The organism is Streptomyces sp. NPDC031418 (genome assembly GCF_055581605.1).
Map to the genome: position 1 here is coordinate 36,861 of NZ_JBVIJC010000025.1, position 24,229 is coordinate 61,089.

Here is a 24,229-nt window from a genome sequence, read left to right on the forward strand (position 1 = left end):
GGCAGCGGACGCCCCCTCCACGGGCCGTCGGGCCCACCCGCTGCCGCTTCGAGCAGCACGGTTAGAGTGAACCGGTGAACGGCGACTGGCTTCTGTGCGGCCGAGACGGCCGACTCACTGTCTACCAGCTGTCGGGCGATGCCGTCCTCACCAGGGCGGAGCAGATCCCCGGCGGCCCCTGGACCGCCCCGCGCAGGGCGGGCGGCGATCAGCGGCTGCACCCCTCGGTGGGCGTCGGCGGGGGTGCCGACGGCTATGCCCACCTGGTGGCCTGGCGGCCGACGGTCGAGGGCGAGTCGGGCCTGGTGCACTCCACGCACTTCCGCCCGCTGCTCGCGCCCCTGGACTGGAACCCGATCGGGCACCCGAAGAAGAAGGGCGACCGGACGGGCACCCCCGCCGTCACGGTCGACGCCCAGGGCCGCGCCCATGTGTTCGTCCGCAACAACGGCGCCGGGGTGCACCATGTCGCCCAGAAGGAGACGGGCGGCTGGGAACCCTGGCGGGATCTGCGCGGCAGCAAGGTCCAGGACGGGCTGGCGGCGGTGACCGGCGAGTCCGGCCTGGTGGAGGTGTACGCGGCCGTCCCCGACGGCGTCCTGCACTGGCGCCAGGAGAAGCCGGGCGCCACGCCGGTCATGCAGGAGCCGCTGAAGGCCCCGGTCCGCCCGGGCACGCTGCGCGCGCTGGCCACCTCCGCCGAGCGTACGACCCTCTTCTACACGGACCCATCGGGCGACCTGTGCGCCTGGCGTCCCGGTGGCAAGCCGGTGGTCCTGGTGCGTGCGGCGGGCCCCGGCCCGGTCGCCGCGGTCCGCTGCGAACTCGACGGCTACGACTGCACGGTGCTCGCCCAGCGCTCGGAGAACGGCCGGGTCGCCTTCGCCGCCTATCCCTCGGAGCAGGAGTCGGCGGGCGCCTGGTGGACGGAGTCGGGCCCGCAGCTGCCCGTCGACGCGCTGGTGGCCCTGACCAAGGACGCGGACGACCGGGTGGTGGCCGCGACCCTGTCGCCGTCCACCGGCCGGCTGCTGCTCACCCGGCGCAAGGACGAGCCGGGACTGGCTCTGGAGGCGTGGCGCCAGGTCTGAGCAGAGGGAAAGAGCAGGAAAGGGCCCCCGCCGCGGCGGGGGCCCTTCGCTGTCGTACCGGTGTTACGCCGGGACGCTCGCCACGCCCGGGGCGAGGAACCGCTTGCTGTTCACCCGCTCCGAGACGCCCTCACGGTCCAGGTACGGCGTGATGCCGCCCAGGTGGAAGGGCCAGCCGGCGCCGGTGATCAGGCACAGGTCGATGTCCTGGGCCTCGGCGACGACGCCCTCGTCGAGCATGAGCCCGATCTCCTGCGTCACCGCGTTCAGCACGCGCTCGCGCACCTGCTCCTCGGTCAGGACGCTGTCGCCCTGCTTCAGCAGCGCGACGACCTCCGGGTCCAGCTCCGGCTTGCCGCTGTCGTAGACGTAGAAGCCGCGCTTGCCCGCCTCCACGACCGCCTTGAGGTTCGGGGAGACCGTGAAGCGGTCCGGGAACGCCTTGTTGAGGGTCTCCGAGACGTGCAGGCCGATCGCGGGGCCGACCAGCTCCAGCAGGACCAGCGGCGACATCGGCAGGCCCAGCGGCTCGATCGCCTTCTCGGCGACGGCGACCGGGGTGCCCTCGTCGATGACGTTCTGGATCTCGCCCATGAAGCGGGTCAGGATGCGGTTCACGACGAACGCCGGGGCGTCCTTGACCAGCACCGCGGTCTTCTTCAGCTTCTTGGCCACCGCGAACGCGGTCGCCAGCGAGGCGTCGTCGGTGCGCTCACCGCGGACGATCTCCAGCAGCGGCAGGATCGCGACCGGGTTGAAGAAGTGGAAGCCGACGACCCGCTCGGGGTGCTGGAGCTTGGAGGCCATCTCCGTGACGGAGAGGGAGGAGGTGTTGGTGGCGAGGATCGCGTGCGCCGGGGCGACCGCCTCGACCTCCGCGAACACCTTCTGCTTGACACCCATCTCCTCGAACACGGCCTCGATGATGAAGTCCGCGTCCGCGAAGCCCTCGGCCTTGTCCAGGACACCGGTGACCAGCGCCTTGAGGCGGTTGGCCTTGTCCTGGTTGATACGGCCCTTGCCGAGCAGCTTGTCGATCTCGGCGTGGACGTAGCCCACACCCTTGTCGACGCGCTCCTGGTCGATGTCGGTCAGCACGACCGGCACCTCCAGGCGGCGCAGGAAGAGCAGCGCGAGCTGGCTGGCCATCAGACCGGCGCCGACGACACCGACCTTGGTGACCGGGCGGGCCAGGCTCTTGTCCGGGGCGCCGGCCGGGCGCTTGCCGCGCTTCTGCACCAGGTTGAACGCGTAGATGCCGGAGCGCAGTTCACCGCCCATCATCAGGTCGGCGAGCGCCTGGTCCTCGGCGTCGTAACCCTGCTGGAAGTCGCCGTTCTTGGCGGCGGCGATGATGTCCAGGGCGCGGTAGGCGGCCGGGGCCGCGCCGTGCACCTTGCCGTCGGCGATGAACCGGCCGCGCGCGACGGCCTGGTCCCAGGCCTCGCCGCGGTCGATCACCGGACGCTCGACCTGGATGTCGCCCTTGAGGACCTGGGCGGTCCACAGCAGCGACTGCTCCAGGAAGTCGGCGCCCTCGAACAGCGCGTCGGCGATGCCCAGCTCGAAGACCTGCTCGCCCTTGAGCTGCTTGTTCTGGTTCAGCGAGTTCTCGATGATGACCGAGACGGCCTTGTCGGCGCCGATCAGGTTCGGCAGCAGGGTGCAGCCGCCCCAGCCGGGGACCAGGCCGAGGAAGACCTCGGGCAGCGAGAACGCCGGGATCGCCTTGGAGACGGTCCGGTAGGTGCAGTGCAGGCCGACCTCGACGCCGCCGCCCATCGCCGCGCCGTTGTAGTAGGCGAAGGTCGGCACGGCCAGCTTGCCGAGGCGCTTGAAGACGTCGTGGCCGCCCTTGCCGATGGCGAGCGCGTGCTCGTGCTCCTTCAGCAGCTCGACGCCCTTGAGGTCGGCGCCGACCGCGAAGATGAACGGCTTGCCGGTGATGCCGACACCGACGATGGTGCCGTCGGCGGCCTCCTTCTCGACCTGGTCGATGGCGGTGTTCAGGTTCGCCAGCGAGGCCGGGCCGAAGGTGGTCGGCTTGGTGTGGTCCAGGCCGTTGTCCAGCGTGATCAGCGCGAAGCGGCCGGCGCCGAACGGCAGGTCGAAGTGGCGCACGTGCGCACTGGTGACGACCTCGTCGGGGAACAGGTCCGAGGCCTGCTTCAGAAGCTCGGCGGTGGTGCTCACTTGTCCCCCTCGAAGTGCGGGTTCTCCCAGATGACCGTCGCGCCCATGCCGAAGCCGACGCACATGGTGGTCAGGCCGTAGCGGACGTGCGGCTGCTCCTCGAACTGGCGGGCCAGCTGCGTCATCAGACGGACGCCGGAGGAGGCGAGCGGGTGACCGAAGGCGATCGCGCCGCCGTACTGGTTGACCCGCGCGTCGTCGTCGGCGATGCCGTAGTGGTCGAGGAAGGCCAGGACCTGGACGGCGAAGGCCTCGTTGATCTCGAACAGGCCGATGTCGGAGATGGACAGGCCCGCCTTGGCGAGGGCCTTCTCCGTGGCCGGGATCGGGCCGTAGCCCATGACCTCCGGCTCGACGCCCGCGAAGGCGTACGACACCAGGCGCATCTTGACCGGCAGGCCGTGCTCGCGGGCGAACTCCTCGCTCGCCACGATCGACGCGGTGGCGCCGTCGTTCAGACCGGCCGCGTTACCGGCGGTGACCCGGCCGTGGACGCGGAACGGCGTCTTCAGACCGGAGAGGTTCTCCAGGGTCGTGCCCGGGCGCATCGGCTCGTCGGCGGTGACCAGGCCCCAGCCGGTCTCGCCGGCCTCCGGGTTGGTACGGCGCACCGAGATCGGCACCAGGTCCTGCTGGATCTTGCCGTTGGCGTACGCCTTGGCGGCCTTCTCCTGCGAGCGCACCGCGTACTCGTCGGCGCGCAGCTTGGTGATCTGCGGGTAGCGGTCGTGCAGGTTCTCCGCGGTCATGCCCATGAACAGGGCGGACTCGTCGACGAGTTTCTCGGAGACGAACCGCGGGTTGGGGTCCACGCCCTCGCCCATCGGGTGGCGGCCCATGTGCTCGACACCGCCGGCGATGGCGACGTCGTACGCGCCGAAGGCGATGGAACCGGAGACCGTGGTGACCGCCGTCAGCGCGCCCGCGCACATGCGGTCGATGGAGTAGCCGGGGACCGACTGCGGCAGGCCCGCGAGGATGCCGGCCGTGCGGCCGATGGTCAGCCCCTGGTCGCCGATCTGGGTGGTCGCGGCGATGGCGACCTCGTCCACCGTCTTCGGGTCCAGACCGGGGTTGCGGCGCAGCAGCTCCCGGATCGCCTTCACGACGAGGTCGTCGGCGCGGGTCTCGTGGTAGATGCCCTTCGGGCCCGCCTTGCCGAACGGGGTACGGACGCCGTCGACGAAGACGACGTCCCTGACGGTACGAGGCACGATGGCTCTCCTCCAGGGTGCGGAACGCTGAGCGCTTGCTTAAGCCCATGCTACTGCCGAGTAATGTAGCTGCCCAGTCCTGTTCGCCTTAGCGGCGAAGGTCACACCCCGATGGCGGACACCGGCGGCCCCGGCGGAGCCGTCGAGCCCCTCGGCGTCAGCACCGGAGTGGGCACCGGATGCGACCCGGGGCCGCCGCCCGCGATGTCCCCGAACAGGGTCCTGGCCACCTCCGCGCCGAACCCGTGCACGTCATGGCTCATCGCCGACAGCGTGGGGTGGGTCAGCCGGCACAGCTGCGAGTCGTCCCAGGCCAGCAGCGACACATCGGCCGGCACCCGCAGGCCCATCTCCGCGGCCACCGCGAGCCCCGCCACCGCCATGATGTCGTTGTCGTAGACGATCGCCGTCGGCCGGTCCCGGGCCGGCGCCGTCAGCAGCGAGCGGGTGGCCCGCGCCCCCGACTCGCCGGAGAAATCGGTCGCCACCTGCCAGGCCCCGGCCAGCTCCAGCGCCCGCCCGGCCTCGTCGAAGGCCGCCGCCCGGATCCCGGTGTGGCCGAGGGCCGCCGCGCCGCCCACCCGGGCGATCCGCCGGTGCCCGAGCGCCGCGAGATAGCGCACCGCCTCGGTGACGGCGGTGGTGTCGTCGGTCCACACCGAGGTGAGCCCCCCGGTCAGGGACGGGTGTCCGACCGCGACCGCGGGCAGCCCGAGCCGCCGGGCCACCGGCACCCGGGGGTCGTCCGCGCGCAGGTCGACCAGGATGGCGCCGCCGATGTGCCGTCCCCGCCACCACGACTCCAGCAGCCCGGCCTCCTCCTCCGGACTGCGCACCAGCCGCAGCAGCAGCGAGCAGGAGTGCTCGCTCAGCACGCTCTCCACCCCGGACACGAACTCCATGTAGAAGGGCTCCAGGCCCAGCATCCGGGCCGGCCGGCAGATGGCCAGGCCCACCACGTCCACCCGCGCCCCGGCCAGCGACCGGGCCGTGTGGCTCGGCGCCCAGCCCAGCTCGCGGGCCGCCGCGAAGATCCGGTCCCGGGTCGCCTCGGACAGGCCCGGCTTGTGGTTGAACGCCAGCGACACGGCCCCCTTGGACACCCCGGCGCGCGCGGCGACATCCTTGATCGTGACGCGGGGCGGCGGTGTCGGACTCATCAGGCGGGCTCCATGCAGTACAGGGCGGACCGGGCGGCGGACGGATCCGGAGTCTGCCAGCCGGACACCCCGATCGTGACCCGTTCGCCGGGCAGCAGCGTGATCAGGCCACGGTCGGCCCGCGCCGCCGGGTCCAGCCGGTCGGCCTGCAACAGCAGGTCCCGCACCAGGGTCCGGGCCGTGACCGTCACCGCCCCCGGCGCCACCTCCACCTCGAACTCCGGCCGCGGATACGGGATGTCCCGGTCCGGCACGGGGAAGTACAGGGCACGCAGCCCCTCGGCATCGCCCGGCCCCTCAGTGTCGGCGACCAGGAACTCCTTCGCCCCGGCGGGCAGCAGCTCCGGCGGTACGGCGGTCCACGCCACCGCCCGCGCCGCGGCGGCCAGTTCGACGCCCGCCTCGCCGAGCACCGCGCCGTCGACGGTCATCCGGCGCAGCCGCACCGACCCCGTCCAGCCGTCGGCGGACTGGTTGACCGCGGCCAGCTGCACGGAACCGTCCGCCGCGCGCAGGCTCAGCAGACGGTCCGCGTACAGCCGCCTCAGCTCGTGGTAGAGCGGTTTCTCCCGTCCGTCCCCGTCGATCGCCGCCCAGGAGGTCACCGGCCAGCAGTCGTTGAGCTGCCAGACGACCGTGCCCGCGCACACCGGCCAGTGCGAGCGCCAGTGCTCGATCCCGGCGGCCACCGCCCGCGCCTGGTTGACCTGGGTGAGGTAGTGCCAGCGGTCGAAGTCCCGTACCGGCGTGGCGAAATGGCGGGCGAGCCCGCGCTCCAGCTTGCCGTTGCCGTCGTCCGCCTTCTGGTGGTGCAGCATGCCGGGGGAGTCCGCCGCCGGGTCCTCGTCCGGCAGCGCCCGGCGCAGCGTGGCGTAGGCGGGCGGCGCCTGCCAGCCGAACTCCGCGACGAACCGCGGCACGCTCAGCCGGTAGTCGGCGTAGTCCGCGCGGTTCCACACCTCCCAGGAGTGGTGGGTGCCGTGCGCCGGGTCGTTGGGGTGCCGGTCCCAGGAGCCGGACCACGGGCTGCCCGCCGTGTACGGCCGGGTGGGGTCCAGCTCGGCCACCACGCGCGGCAGCACCGCCAGGTAGTACCCCTCGCCCCAGGACCGGCCGGCCAGCCGCCGCTCCCAGTCCCAGTCCCGGAAGCCCCACAGGTTCTCGTTGTTGCCGTTCCACAGCACCAGTGAGGGATGCGGCATCAGCCGTACGACGTTCTCGCGGGCCTCCGCCTCCACCTCCCCGCGCAGCGGTTCCTCCTCCGGGTAGGCCGCGCAGGCGAACGGGAAGTCCTGCCAGACCAGCAGACCCAGCTCGTCGCAGGCGTCGTAGAAGTCCTCGCTCTCGTAGATCCCGCCGCCCCAGACCCGGACCAGGTCCACGCCCGCCGCGGCGGCCTGCCCGAGCCGCTCCCGGTACCGCTCGCGGCCGACCCGGGACGGGAAGACGTCGTCCGGGATCCAGTTGACCCCCCGCGCGAACAGCCGCTCCCCGTTGACGACCAGGGTGAACCCGGTGCCGTGGGCGTCCGGCCGGCGGTCCAGCTCCACCGTCCGGAAACCTATCCGGCGCCGCCACACATCGAGCGGCGCGTCCTCGTGCAGGAGCGTCACCTCCATGTCGTACAGGGGCTGTTCGCCGTACCCGCGTGGCCACCACAGCCGTACGTCCGGCACCCGGACCCGCACCGTCGCGCCCGTCCCGGCCAGGTCGGCCCGCGCCGTCCGGCCGGCCACCCGGGCCTCGACCGCGAGCCGGGCCGGTACGCCGGTCCGCTCCACCTCGATGTGCAACTCGACCACGCCCGTGCCCTCTTCGACGGTCACGAGCGGCCGGACCCGGCTGATCCGGGCGGTGGACCAGTGCTCCAGCCGCACCGGGCGCCAGATTCCGGCCGTCACCAGCGTGGGCCCCCAGTCCCAGCCGAAGGAGCAGGCCATCTTGCGCAGGTACTGGTAGGGCTCGGCATAGGCGGCGGGCCGCTCGCCCAGCCGGTCGCGCACCCCCTTCGCCTCGGCGTAGGCGGACTCGAACCGCACCGCCAGCCGGCCCGTGAGGCCGGTGACGGGGATGCGGTACGAGCGGTGCATGTTCCGTACGCTGCCGAGGAGCCGGCCGTCCAGGGTGATCCGGGCGACGGTGTCCAGCCCGTCGAAGACGAGATCGGTCCGCTGGTGGCCGCTGGCCGCGCGCAGCTCCCTCTCGTACGTCCACGCCCGCCGCCCGACCCAGGCCACCGCGCGCTCGTTCGTGCCGAGGAAGGGATCCGGGATCACCCCGGCCGCGAGCAGATCGGTGTGCACGCACCCCGGCACCCGGGCGGGCAGCTCCGCCCCCTCGTGCCGCAGGATCCAGCCGTCGCCGAGCGGTGTGACCTCCAGCATGCACACTCCCTAAACCGGTCTATGCCAGCACTGGACGTTGTTCTGCCATCCTTGGCGGAATTGGGACTTTACCGGTTGAGGAAAGCGCTGTCAGAGTGCCGAACCAGCCAACCCCGCACGTGCTCGTCCGTCATTTCGCGAACGGAGCTGATGCACATGAACCGCCGTACGACCGCCCTCGCCACCGCCCTGGCGGCCGCCGCCCTGCTGCTCGCGGGCTGCACCGGCACCGGAGGCGCGACCAGGGGCGAGGACGCCGCCGCGCCCACCGACCCGGCGAAGGTGAGCGGGACCATCACGGTCCTCACCCAGCGCACCGACCTCGTGCAGGACGGCACGATGGACCGGTACGCGGCCGAGTTCAACAGGACGTACCCGAAGGTGAAGGTGAAGTTCCAGGCCCTCACCGACTACGAGTCCGAAGTCAAGATCCGGATGAACACCGAGAACTACGGTGACGTCCTGATGATCCCCGGGGTGATCAAGAAGAGCGACTACCCGAGGTTCTTCGCCTCCCTCGGCACCCGGGCCGAACGGTCCAGGAAGTACCGCTTCACCGACTTCACCACCGTCGACGGCAAGGTGTACGGCCAGAGCCCGATCGGCGTCACCCCCGGCTTCGTCTACAACAAGCGCGTCTGGCGGCAGGCGGGCGTCACCGAGTGGCCCACCACCCCCGCCGGGTTCCTCGCCGCCCTGAAGGCCGTCAAGCAGAAGACCGGCGCGATCCCGTACTACACCAACTTCGCCGCCCAGTGGCCGCTGACCGCCTGGACCTTCGTCAACGGCTCGGTGCACTGCGACACCCGGGCCACCACGAAACTCGCGACCGGCAACCCGTGGGCGCCCGGCGCCGACCTGCGCGTCGGTGACACGCTGCTCTACGACATCGTCCACCAGGGCCTGGCCGAGAAGGACCCGACGACCACCAACTGGGAAGCGTCCAAAGCCCGGTTGGCGAAGGGACAGATCGCCACCGAGTGGCTCGGCACCTGGGCGGTCATCCAGTTCCGGGACGCGGCGAAGAAGGCCGGGGTGAGCCCCGACGACATCGGCTTCATGCCCTTCCCGGCCCAGGCCGGCGGGACGTTCTGCGCGGTCGTCGGCCCCGACTACAACCAGGCCGTCAACATCCACTCCGCCCACAAGGACGCGGCCCGCGCCTGGATCGACTGGTTCACCGACAAGTCCGGCTACGACCGCGACAACCTGGCGATCTCCCCGCGCATCCACGCACCCCTGCCGAGCGTCCTCAAGCCGTACCAGGACGCGGGCGTGAAGCTGATCGAGCTGGACGACACCGACGGCGCCCGGGTCAAGCTCATCGACTCCGAGTCCGAGGTCGGCATCAACGCCCCCGACTACCGGCAGAACCTCGTCGACCTGGCCCGCGGCGCCCGCTCCGGCAGCCTGGACGCCTTCCTCGACGGACTCGGCAGGAAGTGGACCGACGCCGAGCAGCGGGTGGGCTCCTGATGAGCCGGCGCACCCTGACCCCCTGGCTGTTCCTGCTTCTCCCGCTCGCCCTGCTGATCACCTTCACCTACGCGCCGATCGTCAACATGGTCGCGTACAGCTTCACCGACTGGGACGGCGTCAGCCCCGAACTCCACTACACCGGCGCCCACAACTACGGCGAGATCTTCACCCGCCGGGACCTCTTCGAGGTCTTCTTCGTCAGCGGCTACTACCTCGCCGCCTCCGTGCTCCAGATCGTGGCCGCCCTGTACTTCGCGACGATCCTCAGCTTCAAGGTCCGCTTCCGGAACTTCTTCAAGGGCGTGCTGTTCTTCCCGTCCCTGATCAACGGCGTCGCGATCGGCTTCGTCTTCCTGTACTTCTTCCAGGACGGCGGCACCCTCGACACCGTGCTGCGGCTGGCCGGTGTGCACAGCGACCACGCCTGGCTCGGCACCCCCGTCTCCGCCAACACCTCGCTCGCCGGGGTCTCGGTCTGGCGCTACACGGGCCTGAACTTCGTGCTCTTCCTCGGCGCGATCCAGTCCATCCCGGGCGAGCTGTACGAGGCCGCCGAGCTGGACGGCGCGAACCGCTGGCAGCAGTTCCGCCACATCATCGCGCCCGGCATCAAACCGGTCGTCACCCTCAGCGTGATCCTCTCCGTCTCCGGCTCGCTGTCGGTCTTCGAGGTGCCGTACATCATGACCGGGGGCGCGACCGGCACCGAGACCTTCGTGACCCAGACGGTGAAGCTGGCCTTCCAGTACAACAAGACCGGGCTGGCCTCGGCGGCGGCGATCGTGCTGCTCCTGATCGTCCTCGCGGTGACCTGGGTGCAGCGCAGGCTCGTCCCCGACGACCGGGTGGACCTCGTATGACGCGCCGCGTCGCCGCCCGCGCCCTGGTCTACGTAAGCCTGGTCGCCGCCACCGTCGTCGTCCTGCTCCCGCTCGGAGTCGTCCTGCTCACCTCGCTGAAGTCCGGCACGGAGATGGCGAACGACAGCGGCGCCCTCACCCTCCCCGACGACCTGCTGAACTTCCACAACTACGTGACGGCGTTCCGGGACGGCCGGATGCTCCAGGCGTTCGGCAACACCCTGTTCATCTGCGCCTTCGCCATCGGCGGCACGGTCCTGATCGGCTCGATGACGGCCTACGCCATCGACCGCTTCACCTTCCGCCTGAAGAAACTGGTGATGGCGCTGTTCCTGCTGGCCGCGCTGGTCCCGGGGGTGACCACCCAGGTGGCCACCTTCCAGATCGTCAACAGCTTCGGCCTGTTCGACACCCGGTGGGCCCCGATCGTGCTCTCCATGGGCACGGACATCGTCTCGATCTACATCTTCCTGCAATTCATCCGCTCCATCCCGGTCTCCCTGGACGAGGCGGCCCGCCTGGACGGCGCCAACGCGTTCACCGTCTACTGGCGGATCATCCTGCCCCTGCTGAAGCCGGCGATCGCCACGGTGGTGATCGTGAAGGGGATCGCCGTCTACAACGACTTCTACATCCCCTTCCTGTACATGCCGTCCCAGGATCTTGGCGTGATCTCGACGTCACTGTTCCGCTTCCGCGGCCCCTACGGCGCCCACTGGGAGATCATCTCGGCCGGCACGGTCCTGGTGATCCTGCCGACCCTGATCGTCTTCCTGGCGCTCCAGAGGTTCATCTACAACGGCTTCCTGCGCGGAGCCACGAGATAGCCGCGCCGCAGCCGCCGCACGCGCGACACCGCTGCGGCGGCTGCGCAAGCTCGTTGAGTTACGCGCTTTCCTTGGCCAGCGCGGCGACCAGTACCGGGGTGACCAGCTCCACCTGCCACGGGCGTGCCCCGTATCCGGCGAGGGCGGCACCCACCGAGGCCGCGTCCACGGCCTTCGGCGGCTCCCAGCACAGGCGCCGGACGGTGTCCGGGGAGACCAGGTTCTCCTGGGGCAGGGCGAGCTGCTCGGCCAGGGCCGTCACGCCCGCGCGCGCGGCCGACAGCCGGGCGGCGGCCGCCGGGTCCTTGTCGGCCCAGGCCCGCGGCGGCGGCGGACCGGCCACCGGCTGCCCAGGCTGCGGCAGCGCGCTCTCGGGCAGCGCCCTGGCCCGGTCCACCGCGGCCTGCCACTGCTCCAGCTGGCGCCGCCCGATGCGGTGCCCGAAGCCGTTCAGCGCGGCCAGCGCGTGCACATTGGCCGGAACGGCGAGCGCGGCCTCCACGATGGCCGCGTCGCTCAGCACCTTGCCCGGCGACACGTCCCGCCGCTGGGCGATCCGGTCCCGGGTCTCCCACAGCTCCCGTACGACCGCCAGCTGCCGGCGCCGGCGCACCTTGTGCATGCCGGAGGTCCGCCGCCAGGGGTCCTTGCGGGGCTCGGCCGGCGGCGCGGCCGCGATCGCGTCGAACTCCTGGAGCGCCCACTCCAGCTTGCCCTGGCGGTCCAGCTCCTTCTCCAGGGCGTCGCGCAGGTCGACCAGCAGCTCGACGTCCAGGGCGGCGTAGCGCAGCCACGGCTCGGGCAGCGGCCGGGTGGACCAGTCGACGGCGGAGTGGCCCTTCTCCAGGACGTATCCGAGGACGTTCTCGACCATCGCGCCGAGGCCGACCCGGGGGAAGCCGGCGAGCCGGCCGGCCAGCTCGGTGTCGAACAGCCCCGTCGGCACCATGCCTATCTCCCGCAGGCAGGGCAGGTCCTGGGTGGCGGCGTGCAGCACCCACTCGACGCCGGACAGCGCCGAGCCGAGAGCGGACAGGTCGGGGCAGGCGACGGGGTCGATCAGGGCGGTGCCGGCGCCCTCGCGGCGCAGCTGGACCAGGTAGGCGCGCTGGCCGTAGCGGTAGCCGGAGGCGCGCTCGGCGTCGACGGCGACCGGGCCGGAGCCCGCCTCGAACGCGGCGATCACCTCGGCCAGCGTGGCCGCGTCGGCGACCACCGGCGGAATGCCCTCACGGGGCTCCAGCAAGGGAGTCGGCGCCCCCACGACAGAAGATCCGGCGTCGTCCGGAGGGGTGCCTCCGGTGATGCGCAGGGAGCTGTCTGCTGCGGTGTCTTGGGCGTCGGTCACCTGTCAAGGGTATCCGTGCGCGGACGGCGCCCGTCGACGGAACGTTCCGTCGACGGGCGCCGGAGGGTCGTAATCCAGTCAGGCCGGGGAAACGCGGGGTTCACCCGGAAGGGCCGGAGGCGGCCCCGGCCGGCTCGGGGGGCGGGCGGGGTCCCGGGTGGGCGGGCGGTCGCGGTGCGGACTCAGTGGATGATCCCCGTGCGCAGGGCCACGGCCACCATTCCGGCCCGGTCGCCGGTGCCCAGCTTGCGGGCGATACGGGCGAGGTGGCTCTTCACGGTGAGCGCGGACAGCCCCATGGAGACGCCGATCGCCTTGTTCGACTGGCCCTCCGCGACCAGCCGGAGCACCTCGACCTCGCGTCCGGACAGTTCCCGGTAGCCGCCCGGGTGGCTCGGGGCGCCCGGGGGGCGGCGGTGCATCCGGGCGGCGCCGAGGGGAGTGGCGCCGGGCCGGGTGGGCAGCCCGATGTTGGTGCGGGTGCCGGTGACGACGTAGCCCTTGACGCCACCGGCCAGGGCGTTGCGGACGGCGCCGATGTCGTCGGCGGCGGAGAGGGCGAGACCGTTGGGCCAGCCGGCGGCGCGGGTCTCGGACAGCAGGGTCAGGCCGGAGCCGTCGGGCAGGTGGACGTCGGCGACGCAGATGTCGCGGGGGTTTCCGATACGGGGGCGGGCCTCGGCGATGGACGAGGCCTCGATGACATCGCGCACGCCGAGCGCCCACAGGTGGCGCGTGACGGTGGAGCGGACGCGCGGGTCGGCCACGACCACCATGGCGGTGGGTTTGTTCGGGCGGTAGGCGACCAGGCTTGCGGGCTGCTCGAGGAGAACGGACACCAGGCCTCCTGGGGTGGGGGGACGGGGGGCCGGCTTGTGGGGATGAAGCCGGGACTAACCGTGCTTTCAAGGTCACAGTCGTCTTCGGCAGCAAACCCGTCCGCCTTTAGAGAATGATCACGATCTAGTGAGTAACAATCCGTGCAATTCGGACACGCGATCGATCATCCGAAGATCGAGTCGGTTCAAGCGGATGCGATTCCGATGCGGAAAGTGGCCGTATCGACAAAGAGATGGTCAATACGGCGCTCACCGTGTTTTCGCGGGTTCGACGGTTCGACGGTGGCCGCTCAGTGCGGCTGCGGGCCCCGGCGCTGCGGCAGCGTCACCACCGACGCGTCCCCCGGACCGGCCGGCGGCAGCCCCCCCACCTGCGCCAGCAGATCGCACCAGGAGGCCAGGTGGGCGGCGGTGTCCGGCACCCCGCCCAGCCCCTCGCGAGGCGTCCAGGAGGCCCGGATCTCGATCTGCGAGGCGGGCGGCCGCTCGGCGAGCCCCCCGAAGTAGTGCGACCCCGCCCGGGTGACCGTGCCGCTCGGCTCGCCGTAACCGAGCCCGCGCGCCTGGAGCGCACCGGTCAGCCACGACCAGCACACCTCGGGCAGCAGCGGATCGGCCGCCATCTCCGGCTCCAGCTCCGCCCGCACCAGCGTCACCAGCCGGAACGTGCCCCGCCACGCGTCGTGCCCGGCCGGGTCGTGCAGCAGCACCAGCCGGCCGTCGGCCAGCTCCTGCTCGCCGTCGACCACCACCGCCTCCAGCGCGTACGCGTACGGCGCGAGCCGCTGCGGCGCCGGCGTCGGCTCCACCTCGACCTGCGGCCGCAGCCGGCACCCGCGCAGGGCGTCGACCGCGGCCCGGAAAGCCGGGGGGCCTGAAGCACGGGAACGCGGGTCCGCCCCCTCGGTGTCCTGCACGTCGTCCATTCCGTCGGAGTCGTCCGACATTTGTCCGTGAGCCGCAGCCATGCGGGGAAGAGTAAGGCGAAGCGGGCCCCCGCGCAGGGCAAGACACCCCTACGGCATGTGCGAGCGCCCCGCCGCCGGGCCACCCCCTGCCGGGCGGGCCGCGGAACGGCGGCATGCGAAACTTGCCCCTGTGACCGCGAACGAGAGCACGCAGCCGACCCCGACGTACGACAGCGCCTTCCTCAGGGCGTGCCGCCGCGAACCCGTACCGCACACCCCCGTGTGGTTCATGCGCCAGGCCGGCCGCTCCCTGCCCGAGTACCGCAAGGTCCGCGAGGGCATCCCGATGCTCGACTCCTGCATGCGCCCCGAGCTGGTCACCGAGATCACCCTCCAGCCGGTCCGCCGGCACAACGTCGACGCGGCGATCTTCTACAGCGACATCGTCGTCCCGCTCAAGGCCATCGGCGTCGGCCTGGACATCAAGCCCGGCGTCGGCCCGGTCGTCGACGAGCCGATCCGCACCCGCGCCGACCTGGACCGGCTGCGTGACCTCACCCCGGAGGACGTGCCCTACGTCACCGAGGCCGTCGGCCTGCTCACCCGCGAGCTGGGCGGCACCCCGCTGATCGGTTTCGCCGGCGCGCCGTTCACCCTCGCGAGCTACCTGGTCGAGGGCGGCCCGTCCCGCACGTACGAGAACGCCAAGGCGATGATGTACGGCGACCCGCAGCTCTGGGCCGACCTGCTGGACCGCCTCGCCGACATCACGGCCGCCTTCCTGAAGGTCCAGATCGAGGCCGGCGCGAGCGCCGTCCAGCTCTTCGACTCCTGGGCCGGCGCCCTCGCCCCCGCCGACTACCGCGCCTCGGTCATGTCCGCCTCGGCGAAGGTCTTCGACGCCGTCGCCGGGTACGGCGTCCCGCGCATCCACTTCGGCGTCGGCACCGGCGAGCTGCTGGGGCTCATGGGCGAGGCCGGCGCGGACGTGGTCGGCGTCGACTGGCGGGTCCCGCTGGACGAGGCCCGGCGCCGTGTCGGCCCGGGCAAGGCGCTCCAGGGCAACCTCGACCCGACCGTGCTGTTCACCGGCAAGGAGACAGTCGAGGCCAAGGCCCAGGAGGTGCTCGACGCCGCCGCCGGGCTGGAGGGACACATCTTCAACCTCGGCCACGGCGTCATGCCGAACACCGACCCGGACGCGCTCACCCGCCTCGTCGAGTACGTCCACGCCGCGAGCGCGCGCTGAGCCTCACCATGTGTACCGGGGCCGGGCGCGCCTGCCGAACAGCAGGCCGCGCGGCTCCGGCGGGGCAGGCGTACCGGGCTTGAGCGGCCAGGCGAGCAGCGCGCCCGCCACGAAGCCGACCACGTGCGCCGCGTACGCCACCGTGCCGGCGCCGGAGACGCCGTGCCCCGAGGAGTACACCGCCTGGAGCGCGAACCAGAAGCCCAGCACCAGCCAGGCGGGCAGCCGCAGCGGCAGGAAGACCAGGAACGGCACCAGCACCCACACCCGGGCCTTCGGCCACAGCACGATGTACGCGCCGAGGACCCCGGCGATCGCCCCGGACGCCCCGATCAGCGGGTCGCCGGAACCGGCGTTCAGCAGCGCGAAGCCGTACCCGGCCGCATAGCCGCAGACGACGTAGAAGAGGAAGAAGCGGATGTGCCCCATCCGGTCCTCGACGTTGTTGCCGAAGATCAGCAGGAAGAGCATGTTGCCGAGCAGGTGCAGCCAGCTGCCGTGCAGGAACATCGCCGTGAACACCGACAGCGCCGGCGACTTGTGGTAGCCGGGCGGGCCCACGACACAGCCCGGGCCGTGCGCGCCCAGCCCCGCCTGACCCGTCGGCACCACCCCCGGCAGCTGATGGTGGATCAGTTCCCGCGGGACCGCCGCGTAGTGGTCCATGAAGGCGTGCAGCTGGCACAGCTGGACCAGATCGCTGCCGCCGGCCACGGAACCGGCTATGCCGGGCGTGGAGATGAACACGAGCACATTGGCGGCGATGAGGGCGTACGTCACCCAGGGGGTGCGGCGCACCGGGTTCACGTCATGGACGGGGATGACCACACAGGACTACTGCCCCAGGCGGGCCGGGTGAATCGGTGAACACCTCCGAGCGGGTGTGCGTATCTCTTCACAACCGACGTGAGGACAGGCGATGAACGCTGCACAGGTTCCGGCTCTGCATGCTCTGCCCGACGGCGAGGCCGAGCTGTCACTGGTGATACGGCTCCCCTGGGAGGACGTCGCCCGGCTCGGCCAGGACGCCGGCCGGCTGGCGGCGCAGACCGGGCGGCCGGTGACGCTGGACGAGGCCGTCAGCCATCGCCTGCGCTCGGCCCGGCCGACCGCCACCCATGCGAAGCCCGCGGACGCCACCGGCGGCGCGGCGGTGTCCGCCCTGCCCCGGATCAGCGGGTCGGCATAGGGCGCCTCACCGGGCCGCTCCCTGGCGCACCTTCGCCGCCGCCTTTCTCGCCGCCACCAGGACCGGGTCCCACACCGGGGAGAAGGGCGGGGCGTAGCCGAGGTCCAGGGCCGTCATCTCCTCCACCGTCAGCCGCGCGGTGAGCGCCACCGCGGCGATGTCCACCCGCTTCGCCGCGCCCTCCCGGCCGACGATCTGCACGCCGAGCAGCCGGCCGGTACGGCGTTCGGCGAGCATCTTGACCGTCATCGGGGAGGCACCCGGGTAGTAGCCGGCGCGGCTGGTCGACTCGATGGTGACCGTCTCGTACGCGAGACCCACCCTGCGGGCGTCCTTCTCGCGCAGCCCCGTACGGGCGATCTCCAGGTCGCACACCTTGCTGACGGCCGTGCCGACCACGCCCGGGAACGTGGCGTAGCCGCCGCCCGCGTTGGTGCCGATGACCTGGCCGTGCTTGTTGGCGTGGGTGCCCAGCGGGACGTACTGCTCCTGGCCGGAGACCAGGTTCAGCACCTCCACGCAGTCGCCGCCCGCCCAGATGTTCTCGTGGCCGCGCACCCGCATGGCGAGGTCGGTGAGCAGGCCGCCGTGGGCGCCGAGGGGGAGACCGGCCGCCTCGGCGAGACCGGTCTGCGGGCGGACGCCGATCCCGAGGACCACCACGTCCGCCGGGTACTCGGCCTCCCGGGTGGCCACCGCGCGGACGCCGCCGTCCGCGTCGGTGAGGATCTTGGTGACCTCGGCGTCGTTCACCATGGTGATGCCCAGGCCCTCCATGGCCCGGTGCACCAGCCGGCCCATGTCCGGGTCGAGCGTCGACATGGGCTCCCGGCCGCGGTTGACGACGGTCACCTCGAAGCCGCGGTGGAGCAGCGCCTCGGCCATCTCCACGCCGATGTAGCCCGCCCCCACGACCACCGCGCGGCGCCCACGCGCACGCGTGAGCGTGTCGAGCAGGGCCTGGCCGTCGTCCAGGGTCTGCACACCGTGCACCCCCGCGGCGTCCGCGCCGGGCAGGTCCGGGCGGACCGGGCGGGCGCCGGTGGCGAGGACGAGCTTGTCGTACGACGTCCAGGACTCGGCCCCGGAATCGACGTCACGCGCGCGTACCCGCTGTCCGGGAACGTCGATCTCCACCACCTCGGTGCGCAGCCGCAGATCGATCCCGCGGGCCCGGTGCTCCTCGGGGGTGCGGGCGATCAGGTCGTCCCGCTCGGCCACGTCGCCGCCCACCCAGTACGGGATGCCGCACGCCGAGTAGGAGGTGAAGTGCCCGCGCTCGAACGCCACGATCTCCAGCTCGCCGGGGTCCCTCATCCGCCGCGCCTGTGACGCGGCGGACATCCCCGCCGCGTCTCCGCCGATCACGACCAGCCGCTCCATGCCACCGTTGCCCATGAGGACACGCTAGAGGAGGACCCGTCCGTCGCACCGGTGTTCCCGGGTCCCGGACGGAGTGTCAGCGGGGTCTGAGAGAGTGGGGGGCATGAGCGCAAGGGGTACCGAAGCCGAGCACGCCGTCGTCGTCGGAGCCGGTGTCGCCGGCCTGGCCGCCGCCCACCGCCTGCTGGCACGCGGCGTCCGCGTGACCGTCCTGGAGGCCTCCGACCGGGTCGGCGGCAAGCTGCTGCCCGGCGAGATCGCGGGCGTGCGGGTCGACCTCGGCGCCGAGTCGATGCTCGCCCGCCGCCCCGAGGCAGTGGCCCTCGCCCGGGAGGTCGGCCTCGGCGAGCGGCTCCGGCCGCCGGCCACCGCCACCGCCTCGATCTGGACCCGCGGCGCCCTGCGGCCCATGCCGAGGGGCCATGTGATGGGCGTCCCCGGCACCGCCGCCGCACTGTCCGGAGTCCTGTCCGACGAGGGCCTGGCCCGGATCGAGCAGGACGCCGGCCTGCCCCGCACCGAGATCGGTGACGACGTGGCGGTCGGCGCGTACGTGGCCGCCCGGCTCGGCCGCGAGGTCGTCGACCGGCTGGTCGAGCCCCTCCTCGGCGGGGTCTACGCGGGCGACGCGTACCGCATCTCGATGCGCTCGGCCGTACCCCAGCTCTTCCAGGCCGCCCGCACCCACACCTCCCTCACCGAGGGCGTCCGGGAGATCCAGGCCAAGGCCGCCGCGAGCGCGCAGACCGGCCCGGTCTTCATGGGCATCGAGGGCGGCGTGGGCACGCTGCCCCTCGCCGTCGCCGAGTCCGTCCGCGCGCGCGGCGGCGAGATCCGCACCGGGACGCCCGTGACCGGGCTGCGCCGGGAGGCCGGCGGAGGCTGGCGGGTCACGGCCGGCGACCGGGTGCTGCACGCCGACGCGGTGATCGTCGCCGTACCCGCCCCGGCCGCCGCGCGGCTGCTGCGCGCCGAGTCCCCGGCGGCCGCCGCCGAACTGGCCGCGATCGAGTACGCCTCCATGGCCCTGGTCACCCTCGCCTACCGGCGCACCGGGCTGGAGCTGCCCGAGGGCAGCGGCTTCCTCGTCCCGCCCGTCGACGGCCGCACCATCAAGGCGTCCACCTTCGCCTCCCAGAAGTGGGGCTGGATCGCCGAGGAGGACCCCGACGTGGTCGTCCTGCGCACCTCGGTCGGCCGGCACGGCGAGACGGAGATCCTCGAGCGCGACGACGCCGAGCTGGTGGAGGTCTCCCGGCGCGACCTGCGGGAGGCCACCGGACTGGACGCCGTACCCCTGCGCACCCGGGTCACCCGCTGGACCGACGGCCTGCCGCAGTACCCGGTGGGCCACCACGCGCGCGTGGCCCGCGTCCGGGAACACATCGCCAAGCTGCCCGGCCTCGCGGTGTGCGGGGCGCAGTACGACGGCGTCGGCATCCCGGCGTGCATCGCGAGCGCCAACGCCGCGGTGGACCAGCTGGGCGGAGATCTGCGCGGTGTGCAGCAGCTCACCGCGGCCCCGGTGCAGAGTCTGCACGGCGGAGCAGGAGAATAAGGGACATGAGTGACGACGCCTCCACCACCGAGTCCGGCAGGATCCCGAACAAGGGCAAGCTGGCCAAGGACCTCAACGAGGTCATCCGCTACACCCTCTGGTCGGTCTTCAAGCTGAAGGACGTACTGCCGGAGGACCGCGCGGGATACGCCGACGAGGTCCAGGAGCTGTTCGACCAGCTCGCCGCCAAGGACGTGACGATCCGCGGCACGTACGACGTCTCCGGCCTGCGGGCCGACGCCGACCTCATGATCTGGTGGCACGCCGAGACCAGCGACCAGCTCCAGGAGGCGTACAACCTGTTCCGCCGCACCAGGCTCGGCCGTGCGCTGACCCCGGTGTGGTCGAACATGGCGCTGCACCGCCCCGCGGAGTTCAACCGCTCGCACATCCCGGCCTTCCTCGCAGACGAGACGCCGCGCAACTACGTGAGCGTGTACCCGTTCGTGCGCTCCTACGACTGGTACCTGCTGCCCGACGAGGACCGCCGCCGCATGCTCGCCGACCACGGCAAGATGGCCCGCGGCTACCCGGACGTGCGCGCCAACACGGTCGCCTCGTTCTCGCTCGGCGACTACGAGTGGCTCCTGGCCTTCGAGGCCGACGAGCTGTACCGCATCGTCGACCTCATGCGCCATCTGCGCGGCTCCGAGGCCCGCATGCACGTCCGCGAGGAAGTCCCCTTCTTCACGGGCCGCAGGAAGGACATCGCGGATCTGGTGGCAGGCCTGGCCTGAGCGCAGGCCGCCTCACCGCCGCCCGGCCCTGCCGGCGAGGGTGCTCTGCGCCTTCGGCCCGGCCGCCGGGGGCGTGTGCGGGGCACAGGACGCATGCCGCTCCGGCACCCGTCCCGCCAGCAGATACGCATCGAGGTACGCGTTGACGCACGCATTGGGGCCGCCCCCGATGCCGTGCGTCCCCGCGTCCCGCTCGGTCACCAGCGCCGAACCGGCCAGCCGCCGGCTCATCTCCAGCGCCCCCGGGTACGGCGCGGCCGCGTCCCGCTCGGCCGCCAGGATCAGCACCGGCGGCAGCTCACCCGGCCCGGTCCGCACGTCCAGCGGCCGCTGCCGGGGCGCCGGCCAGTAGGCGCACGGCAGGTTCATCCACGCGTTGTCCCAGGTCTCGAAGGGCGCAGAGCGGGCCAGCCGGGTGTTGTCCCGGTCCCACACCTTCCAGTCCGTCGGCCATGGCGCGTCGTTGCACTCGACGGCCGTGTACACCGCGCTGCCGTTCTCCGCCTCCGCGGCCGACTCCGGGCTCGGGGCGGCCAGCCGGACCAGCGGCTTGGGGTCGCCGTGCAGATAGGCCGAGAGCGCGGCGGCCCGGCTCGGCCAGAAGTCGTCGTAGTAACCCGCGGTCAGGAACGCGTTCTGCAACTGGCCGGGCCCGACCGTGCCGCCCGCCGCCTTCCGGCCCAGCCGCTCCCGCGCCGTGTCGTAGCTGCGCTGCACCTTCGCGGGGGTGTCACCGAGCCGGTACACGGCGTCGTTCCGGGCGATCCACTCCCGGAAGTCCGCCCAGCGGTCCTCGAACGCGGCCGACTGGTCCAGGTTGTCGCGGTACCAGATCTTCTCCGGGTCCGGGTCCACCGCCGAGTCCAGCACCATGCGCCGCACATGCGAGGGGAACATCGCCGCGTACAGCGCGCCGAAGTAGGTGCCGTACGACGCGCCCATGAAGGTCAGCCGGTCCTCGCCCAGCGCGGCCCGCAGGACGTCCAGGTCACGGGCGTTGTTGAGCGAGTTGAAGAAACGCAGCCCGCTCCCGGACCGCTGCGCGCAGCCGCGCGCGTACGCCTTCGCCTGGGCGATCCGCTGCCGCTTGTAGCTCTCCGAGGGGTGCTCCGGCGCCGCCGTCGGTGCCTTGAGGAAGTGCGCGGGGTCCACACAGGACAGCGGCGCCGAACGGCCCACTCCGCGTGGGGCGTAGCCGACCAGATCGTAGGCGGCCGCGATCTGCTTCCACTGCGGGACCACGCCGATCAGCGGGAAGTACATGCCGGAGGCGCCCGGCCCGCCCGGGTTGTAGACCAGGGCGCCCTGCCGGGGCACCTTCCGCTTGCTGTTGCGCGGGTCCCGCTGGGTGGCCCGGACCCGGCTGACGGTGAGCCGGATCCTCCTGCCGTCGGGGTGCGCGTAGTCCAGCGGGACGGTCACGGTGCCGCACTCCAGGCCCTCCGGCGCGTCCGGCACGTCGGCCGCGGAACAGGTCCCGAAGTCGACCCCGGCCGCCCGGGCGCGGGCCACGGCCACCGCGGTGCCGCGCAGCTCGGCCGTGCCGGGGGCGCCGGGGAGGCTGCCGGGCCCGCCGGGTGCGCCGCCCGCGGGGGCCGCGGCCAGGCTGGTCAGGAGCAAGGAGCCGGCGGCCGAGTACAGGGCGGCAGTTCTCATCGCGAATCCCTTCGGTGAGCGGCGGCGATGGCACGGCTGCCATGGCCCGGCGACCACAAAAGGGATGTTTCGTATGACTGTCGGGGAAGGCAAGCACCACCCGGCCGGTGTCGGCGCCAATGCCCCCTATGCGCCCCCCGAAGCCCTCCGGCGCCCTCAGGACCTCTCTTTCGCCCCTAGGGCCTCTCTTTCGGATCTTGCCGGCGTCGCGGGCCCTGGCACGCACATCTGCTGCGTTGTCGTCACTCTCCCCCACTCTCGGCTCCGCTCGAGCGGGGGGACCCCCATGAGCAGGGGGCACCCCCATGACCCCGCTCGGGTCGGCCGAGAAGGCGCCGGCGCCGCAGCCGACCTGATCCGAAAGAAAGGCCCTAGTCCCGCCAGTGTGGCTGGTCGCGGTGGGCGAAGGCCGCGCGCAGCTCCGGTTCGCCGATCGCGCGGACGCCCCGCATGGCGACCGAGGTGAGGAAGGACCGTTCGTCACCGGCCGGCCTGCGGGCCAGCGCGCCCAGCAGCCGCTGACCGGCCGGGGAGGCCCAGCGCGAGTACGGGTGCACCTCGAAGCGGGCGATGGCCAGGCAGCTCAGGGACAGGATGACGGGCAGCGCGAACCACAGGCCGACCAGCAGCCGGGACGTCCCCGACTCGACGGGCAGCAGCAGCGCGGTCGCCCCGAGCAGCAGCGCGGCCGCGGCGGCGGCCCGCACCTGCCGTACGGCGGCTCCCACGGTCCCCGTACGGGCGCCGTCGGGTACCGCGAGGCCCGCGCGCACCAGCCCGTCGGCCAGCCGCCGTACCGCCTCCGCGCCGGCCGTCCGCGCCCGCACCGGTGCGATCCGGGACTGGCCCTCCGGCCCTATCGCCCCTATGACGGACTTCTCCAGCTCGTCCCGGCCCCGCGGGTCCACCACGGTGGCCCAGCCGGTGTGGGCGAGCAGCAGACGGCGCTGCCGGGCCATCGACACGAGGGCCACGTCGGCGACCCGGGCGGGGCCGCCGGAGAGGAAGGCCGCCTCGTACAACGTCAGCGCGTGCTCCCGGTCCGCCGTCGCGACATCCGTGTCGACGGCGGCCGCGCGGGCGGCCGCCAGACACAGCCGGGTACAGGCCGTACCGGCGAAAGCCCAGGCCAGGAGCAGGAGTAGGACCCAGAACATGACGTGTTTCTATGTCACGGCCCCGGGCCCGCGCCATGGCATTTCCCGTATCCGGACGCGGTGTTGCGGCTTTGTGACGTTCCGTTCGCCGTGCAGGTCAGGGGCCGGGCGTGACCGGGACGGCGGAGGCGGGTGCGACCGCGGGCGGGGTCGGTACGGGGGTGGCGGAGGCCGCCAGTTCGCGGGCGAGCGAGGCGAAGTCGACGTATCCGGTCGCCTCCAGGACCTTGATGTGGTCGAGGACGGTCGCGTTGGCGTCGTCGGCGAGATCGCGGACCAGGGAGTTCTGGGTGCCCGCCCGGACGGCGGCGACCAGCGAGAAGACCCGGCCGTGGGCGAGGCGCAGCAGACCGGCGAACTGGCGGTCGAAGTCCTGGCCCTGGGCCGCGTTCAGGGTGGCGAGCCACTGCTTCTGCTGCTCGTTCGGCTCGTTGGGCAGCGGGACGCCGAGCTGGGTGGCGACGGTGCGCACATGCGCGTCGAGGGAGGTGTGGCCGTCGATCAGGTGCCGGCCCGCCGCGCGTACGGCCGGGGTGGTGCCCTTGCGCTCCGCGAGCCGACCGGCGGGCAGCTCCCACAGTCCGGCCAGCCGCACCTTGGTGATGAAGTCCTGGTCCTGCGCGGACAGCGGGCCGTACGGCGTGGTCACGGCCCGGGCGCTCAGGGTGGCCGCGCCGGTGGGCTGCTGCCGGTCGGCGTAGGTCCACAGCGGGTACAGCAGCGCGACCGTGGTCGCCGCGAGGGCCGCGATGACGAGCCCGGTGCCGCTGAATATGCCTCGACCCTGGATCGGGGGACGCGGTCGCATGGTGACTCCTGCTACGCACCGCACACCACGGTGGGTCGGGGGGCGGGTGCGGGGTGGTACGGGCTGGTGCGGGGTTGGATATTACTGGGCGGTGGACGGCGGGGGAGGATCGCGGGGCGGCACGGCTGGGCAGCGCGCTGTTTCCGGCCGGGGGCGGGGTGGCTGGGGTGGCGTGAAGTTTGCGGGTGG

General features: G+C 72.4%; 20 protein-coding genes. 8 read left to right on the forward strand and 12 right to left on the reverse strand.

The window, feature by feature from the left end; genetic code table 11:
• The first annotated feature begins 74 nt into the window (after positions 1 to 74).
• The gene (locus tag ACZ5CZ_RS31100; protein ID WP_385840582.1) at positions 75 to 1,091 is read left to right on the forward strand and encodes a DUF8189 domain-containing protein; all 1,017 of its coding nucleotides are present in this window, start codon (positions 75 to 77) and stop codon (positions 1,089 to 1,091) included.
• 63 nt (positions 1,092 to 1,154) lie between these two features.
• Here ACZ5CZ_RS31100 and ACZ5CZ_RS31105 read toward each other — a convergent pair whose 3' ends face one another.
• The 4 genes from ACZ5CZ_RS31105 to ACZ5CZ_RS31120 form a co-directional block, all read right to left on the reverse strand.
• Positions 1,155 to 3,284, reverse strand: a complete 2,130-nt coding sequence (locus ACZ5CZ_RS31105) for a 3-hydroxyacyl-CoA dehydrogenase NAD-binding domain-containing protein (RefSeq protein ID WP_468947628.1) — start codon at positions 3,282 to 3,284, stop codon at positions 1,155 to 1,157.
• Entirely contained in the window at positions 3,281 to 4,498 is a 1,218-nt protein-coding gene (locus tag ACZ5CZ_RS31110; protein ID WP_385840585.1) for a thiolase family protein, read from the reverse strand. The genes ACZ5CZ_RS31105 and ACZ5CZ_RS31110 overlap by 4 nt, the downstream gene beginning before the upstream one ends.
• 101 nt (positions 4,499 to 4,599) lie before the next feature.
• Positions 4,600 to 5,658: a LacI family DNA-binding transcriptional regulator gene (locus ACZ5CZ_RS31115; protein ID WP_385840586.1), complete on the reverse strand. Its 1,059-nt coding sequence runs from the start codon at positions 5,656 to 5,658 to the stop codon at positions 4,600 to 4,602.
• The gene (locus ACZ5CZ_RS31120; RefSeq protein ID WP_468947631.1) at positions 5,658 to 8,042 is read right to left on the reverse strand and encodes a glycoside hydrolase family 2 protein; all 2,385 of its coding nucleotides are present in this window, start codon (positions 8,040 to 8,042) and stop codon (positions 5,658 to 5,660) included. Before ACZ5CZ_RS31120 ends, ACZ5CZ_RS31115 begins: the two co-directional genes overlap by 1 nt.
• Before the next feature lie 156 nt (positions 8,043 to 8,198).
• On the opposite strand from ACZ5CZ_RS31120, the gene ACZ5CZ_RS31125 reads away from it, so the two are divergent.
• From ACZ5CZ_RS31125 to ACZ5CZ_RS31135, 3 genes are read left to right on the forward strand one after another with little or no spacing between them, the layout of a single operon-like run.
• Positions 8,199 to 9,518 carry an ABC transporter substrate-binding protein gene (locus tag ACZ5CZ_RS31125; protein ID WP_468947633.1) on the forward strand — a complete coding sequence of 440 codons (1,320 nt, stop codon included), beginning with the start codon at positions 8,199 to 8,201 and terminating at the stop codon, positions 9,516 to 9,518.
• Positions 9,518 to 10,381: a carbohydrate ABC transporter permease gene (locus tag ACZ5CZ_RS31130; RefSeq protein ID WP_468947635.1), complete on the forward strand. Its 864-nt coding sequence runs from the start codon at positions 9,518 to 9,520 to the stop codon at positions 10,379 to 10,381. Before ACZ5CZ_RS31125 ends, ACZ5CZ_RS31130 begins: the two co-directional genes overlap by 1 nt.
• Positions 10,378 to 11,208 (forward strand): carbohydrate ABC transporter permease, encoded by an 831-nt coding sequence (locus tag ACZ5CZ_RS31135; protein WP_468947637.1) that lies wholly within the window; start codon positions 10,378 to 10,380, stop codon positions 11,206 to 11,208. The genes ACZ5CZ_RS31130 and ACZ5CZ_RS31135 overlap by 4 nt, the downstream gene beginning before the upstream one ends.
• A 58-nt stretch (positions 11,209 to 11,266) precedes the next feature.
• Here the strand turns inward: ACZ5CZ_RS31135 and ACZ5CZ_RS31140 are convergent, their stop codons facing one another.
• The 3 genes from ACZ5CZ_RS31140 to ACZ5CZ_RS31150 all read right to left on the reverse strand — a co-directional run bounded on the left by ACZ5CZ_RS31140 (position 11,267) and on the right by ACZ5CZ_RS31150 (position 14,363).
• Positions 11,267 to 12,556: a ribonuclease D gene (locus ACZ5CZ_RS31140; protein ID WP_467543324.1), complete on the reverse strand. Its 1,290-nt coding sequence runs from the start codon at positions 12,554 to 12,556 to the stop codon at positions 11,267 to 11,269.
• Positions 12,557 to 12,738: 182 nt separating this feature from the next.
• Positions 12,739 to 13,395, reverse strand: coding sequence for a response regulator transcription factor (locus ACZ5CZ_RS31145; RefSeq protein WP_158925899.1), 657 nt, complete (start codon positions 13,393 to 13,395; stop codon positions 12,739 to 12,741).
• A gap of 290 nt (positions 13,396 to 13,685) precedes the next feature.
• A complete protein-coding gene (locus tag ACZ5CZ_RS31150; protein ID WP_385840594.1) occupies positions 13,686 to 14,363 on the reverse strand; it encodes a DUF3000 domain-containing protein in 678 nt (225 codons plus the stop codon).
• A gap of 130 nt (positions 14,364 to 14,493) precedes the next feature.
• Between ACZ5CZ_RS31150 and hemE the strand changes: the two genes are divergently transcribed.
• Positions 14,494 to 15,552, forward strand: coding sequence for a uroporphyrinogen decarboxylase (gene hemE / locus ACZ5CZ_RS31155; RefSeq protein WP_385840596.1), 1,059 nt, complete (start codon positions 14,494 to 14,496; stop codon positions 15,550 to 15,552).
• Between the two features lie 3 nt (positions 15,553 to 15,555).
• Here the strand turns inward: hemE and ACZ5CZ_RS31160 are convergent, their stop codons facing one another.
• Positions 15,556 to 16,380: a rhomboid family intramembrane serine protease gene (locus tag ACZ5CZ_RS31160; protein WP_468947641.1), complete on the reverse strand. Its 825-nt coding sequence runs from the start codon at positions 16,378 to 16,380 to the stop codon at positions 15,556 to 15,558.
• Positions 16,381 to 16,471: 91 nt separating this feature from the next.
• Between ACZ5CZ_RS31160 and ACZ5CZ_RS31165 the strand changes: the two genes are divergently transcribed.
• Positions 16,472 to 16,741 (forward strand): hypothetical protein, encoded by a 270-nt coding sequence (locus tag ACZ5CZ_RS31165; protein WP_385840599.1) that lies wholly within the window; start codon positions 16,472 to 16,474, stop codon positions 16,739 to 16,741.
• Positions 16,742 to 16,747: 6 nt separating this feature from the next.
• Here the strand turns inward: ACZ5CZ_RS31165 and ACZ5CZ_RS31170 are convergent, their stop codons facing one another.
• Positions 16,748 to 18,139, reverse strand: a complete 1,392-nt coding sequence (locus ACZ5CZ_RS31170) for an FAD-dependent oxidoreductase (RefSeq protein ID WP_385840600.1) — start codon at positions 18,137 to 18,139, stop codon at positions 16,748 to 16,750.
• An 88-nt stretch (positions 18,140 to 18,227) separates the two neighbouring features.
• Between ACZ5CZ_RS31170 and hemG the strand changes: the two genes are divergently transcribed.
• Complete coding sequence (gene hemG / locus ACZ5CZ_RS31175) at positions 18,228 to 19,682, forward strand: protoporphyrinogen oxidase (protein WP_468947644.1); 1,455 nt, start codon at positions 18,228 to 18,230, stop codon at positions 19,680 to 19,682.
• Between the two features lie 5 nt (positions 19,683 to 19,687).
• Complete coding sequence (gene hemQ / locus ACZ5CZ_RS31180) at positions 19,688 to 20,419, forward strand: hydrogen peroxide-dependent heme synthase (protein ID WP_385840602.1); 732 nt, start codon at positions 19,688 to 19,690, stop codon at positions 20,417 to 20,419.
• 12 nt (positions 20,420 to 20,431) lie between these two features.
• Here hemQ and ACZ5CZ_RS31185 read toward each other — a convergent pair whose 3' ends face one another.
• From ACZ5CZ_RS31185 to ACZ5CZ_RS31195, 3 genes are all read right to left on the reverse strand, one after another.
• Positions 20,432 to 22,075: an alpha/beta hydrolase gene (locus ACZ5CZ_RS31185; RefSeq protein ID WP_468947646.1), complete on the reverse strand. Its 1,644-nt coding sequence runs from the start codon at positions 22,073 to 22,075 to the stop codon at positions 20,432 to 20,434.
• A gap of 371 nt (positions 22,076 to 22,446) precedes the next feature.
• The gene (locus tag ACZ5CZ_RS31190; RefSeq protein WP_468947648.1) at positions 22,447 to 23,232 is read right to left on the reverse strand and encodes a TIGR04222 domain-containing membrane protein; all 786 of its coding nucleotides are present in this window, start codon (positions 23,230 to 23,232) and stop codon (positions 22,447 to 22,449) included.
• A 97-nt stretch (positions 23,233 to 23,329) separates the two neighbouring features.
• Positions 23,330 to 24,040 (reverse strand): DUF4142 domain-containing protein, encoded by a 711-nt coding sequence (locus ACZ5CZ_RS31195; RefSeq protein ID WP_468947650.1) that lies wholly within the window; start codon positions 24,038 to 24,040, stop codon positions 23,330 to 23,332.
• Positions 24,041 to 24,229 lie beyond the last annotated feature (189 nt).